The sequence below is a fragment of the Psychrobacter sp. genome, from assembly GCF_035469765.1.
GTDB lineage: Bacteria > Pseudomonadota > Gammaproteobacteria > Pseudomonadales > Moraxellaceae > Psychrobacter.
The window spans coordinates 1-2,684 of sequence record NZ_DATIRM010000329.1 but is presented as its reverse complement, the minus strand read 5'-3'; the positions used below and the strand labels follow the sequence as shown (position 1 = coordinate 2,684).

Below are 2,684 nucleotides of genomic sequence, written 5' to 3'. Positions count from 1 at the left end.
AACTCACTCACGCCCCTATTTTAAATAGTAGCGCCCAGCTGCTAATACTGCCTGTTAATATCGCCGGTCTGCTTTTAGACCCTATTCTTACTCGAGCGAAAACCCTATATCCTGATCATTATCAACGTTACTATCGTGCTTGTCGTGATGGTAGCTTAGTAGTTGGTAGCTGTTTACTACATAAACGCTCTTCCATTAGATTGGCACGTTGATATCTTGCCTTTACTGACGCAGTATCTACAGGATTTATCTAACATTCGCATTGATATTCATCTGCCAAAAGATATTACCTTATAGCATCTTATTTTGATTTTCGTTATTTTCACACCCATAAAAAAACCGCCTTGAGCACTTATAATAAGTAATTCAAAGCGGTTTTTTAATATTAACTCTATCAAATATCAAGCATTAGCTTTGCTCGATACCTTTCATAGTCAACTTGATACGACCACGGTTATCAACGTCTTGTACCAATACTTTAACGATTTGACCTTCTTTTAAATAGTCAGAAACGTTCTCTACGCGCTCATCAGCGATTTGCGAGATATGGACAAGTCCATCAGTATTTGGCAATACATTAATAAAGGCACCGAAGTCAACGATACGAGCAACCGTACCTTCATAGGTTTTACCCACTTCAACTTCTGCTGTGATTGCTTCGATTTTGGCAATCGCCGCTTTAGTTGCTGCTTTGTTTTCACCAAAGATACGAATCGTACCGGCATCATCGATATCGATAACCGCGCCAGTTTCTTCGGTTAGCTGACGAATCATTGCGCCGCCTTTACCGATAACATCACGGATTTTGTCCGGATTGATTTCAATCACTGCATAGTTAGGTGCATGAGCATTAATTTCGGTACGACTTTCAGGCAATACTTTGTTCATCGCGTCTAGGATATGAATACGACCAGCATGAGCTTGCTTTAACGCTTGCTCCATGATGTCTGGCGTAATACCTTCGATTTTAATGTCCATCTGTAGAGCAGTAATACCGTCTTTAGAACCAGCGACTTTAAAATCCATATCGCCAAGATGATCTTCATCACCTAGGATGTCAGACAATACCGCAAAGCGATCGCCTTCTTTAACAAGACCCATAGCGATACCAGCAACTGGTGCTTTAATTGGTACGCCAGCATCCATCAATGCCAAACTTGCGCCGCAAACAGAAGCCATTGACGATGAACCGTTTGATTCAGTGATCTCAGATACCACACGGATAACATATGGGAAGCGGTCGCTATCAGGCAGCATCGCTTGTATACCACGGCGTGCTAGACGACCATGACCGATTTCGCGACGTTTAGGGATGCCTTCACGACCCGTTTCGCCTACTGAGAAATGTGGGAAGTTGTAATGCAACATGAAATGGTCACGAATCGTACCCGCTAGCGAGTCAATCATGTTTACGTCACGAGTATTACCAAGGGTAGTCGTTACCAATGCTTGAGTTTCACCACGTGTAAACAATGCTGAACCATGAGTAAATGGTAATACACCAACCTGCACATCAAGCGCACGAACCGTCTCTAAATCACGACCATCAATACGTGGCTTACCTGACAAGATATTGTCACGAACGGTACGATATTTTAGATCGTTATAGATTTCTTTTAGCTCAGATACTGTATCAGCATAGCCTTCTGACTCAGCATCACCAGCAAGAGCAGTAATAGCGGCGTCTTTAATTTCATCAAGCTTGCTGTAACGAGCTTGCTTATCAGTAATGGTATAAGCGTCAGATACTTGCGTACCAAACTGCTCTTTCATACCAGTCTCTAACGCTTGATCGCGTACAGGAGCGGTATATTGCTGCTTAGCAGTACCAATTTCTGCTGCCATTGAAGCAATATTATCGATAACGATTTGCTGTTGCTGATGACCATATAAAACTGCGCCTAACATTTGATCTTCTGATAACTCTGCAGCTTCAGATTCAACCATCAATACCGCAGATTTAGTACCAGCGACAACCAAGTCAAGATCACTTTTTTTAAGCTCTTCAAGCGTCGGGTTCAGTACGTATTCGCCATTGATAAAACCAACACGCGCAGCAGCAACAGGACCAGTAAATGGGGCATCAGAGATAGCTAGCGCCGCTGAAGCACCGATTAGTGCTGCGATATCTGCTGATTGAGTTTTGTCAGATGACACAACCGTCGCTGTGATTTGAATCTCGTTGATATAGCCTTCAGGGAATAACGGACGAATTGGGCGGTCAATCAGACGCGAGGTTAACGTTTCAGACTCGCTCGCACGACCTTCACGTTTACCGTAAGCACCTGGAATTTTACCCGCAGCATACATTTTTTCTTGATAGTTAACGGTCAATGGAAAGAAGTTTTGACCTTCTTTAGCATCAGACTTTACAACCGCTGCTACCAATACAGTAACGCCGCCCATATGTACTAAAATAGAGTTGGCTTGACGAGCAATACGTCCAGTCTCGATGACAACTTGCTGGTTGCCGTATTGAAACTCACGCTTAATGGTATTAAACATTGTCATATAATTTTCCTAATATTGACTGACGAAATAATATCAGCATGATAACAAGCTGATATCTGTCATTAAAATTCTTTGTATATAGCTTCTAATCGACCATCTTTACAGTTATAAATTCTGTCTATCGAAGCTATTATTATCAAATACTTATCTTATACAGTTGGCCGGTATAGACC

Annotated in this window: 1 protein-coding gene and 1 pseudogene; one reads left to right on the top strand and one right to left on the bottom strand. The window is 42.2% G+C overall.

What is annotated here, in order from left to right; all coding sequences use genetic code 11:
- Positions 1–212: pseudogene (locus VLN09_RS09175) on the top strand (hypothetical protein); the annotation flags it as partial.
- 196 nt (positions 213–408) lie between these two features.
- On the opposite strand, the gene pnp reads toward VLN09_RS09175, so the two are convergent.
- On the bottom strand, positions 409–2,511 hold the full coding sequence (gene pnp / locus VLN09_RS09170) for a polyribonucleotide nucleotidyltransferase (protein WP_325245820.1): 2,103 nt from the start codon (positions 2,509–2,511) through the stop codon (positions 409–411).
- Between the last annotated feature and the right edge of the window lie 173 nt (positions 2,512–2,684).

Bases quoted from the DNA above. Each gene is read 5' to 3' on its own strand.
- pnp (WP_325245820.1), bottom strand. From the start codon at position 2,511: ATGACAATGTTTAATACCATTAAGCGTGAGTTTCAATACGGCAACCAG.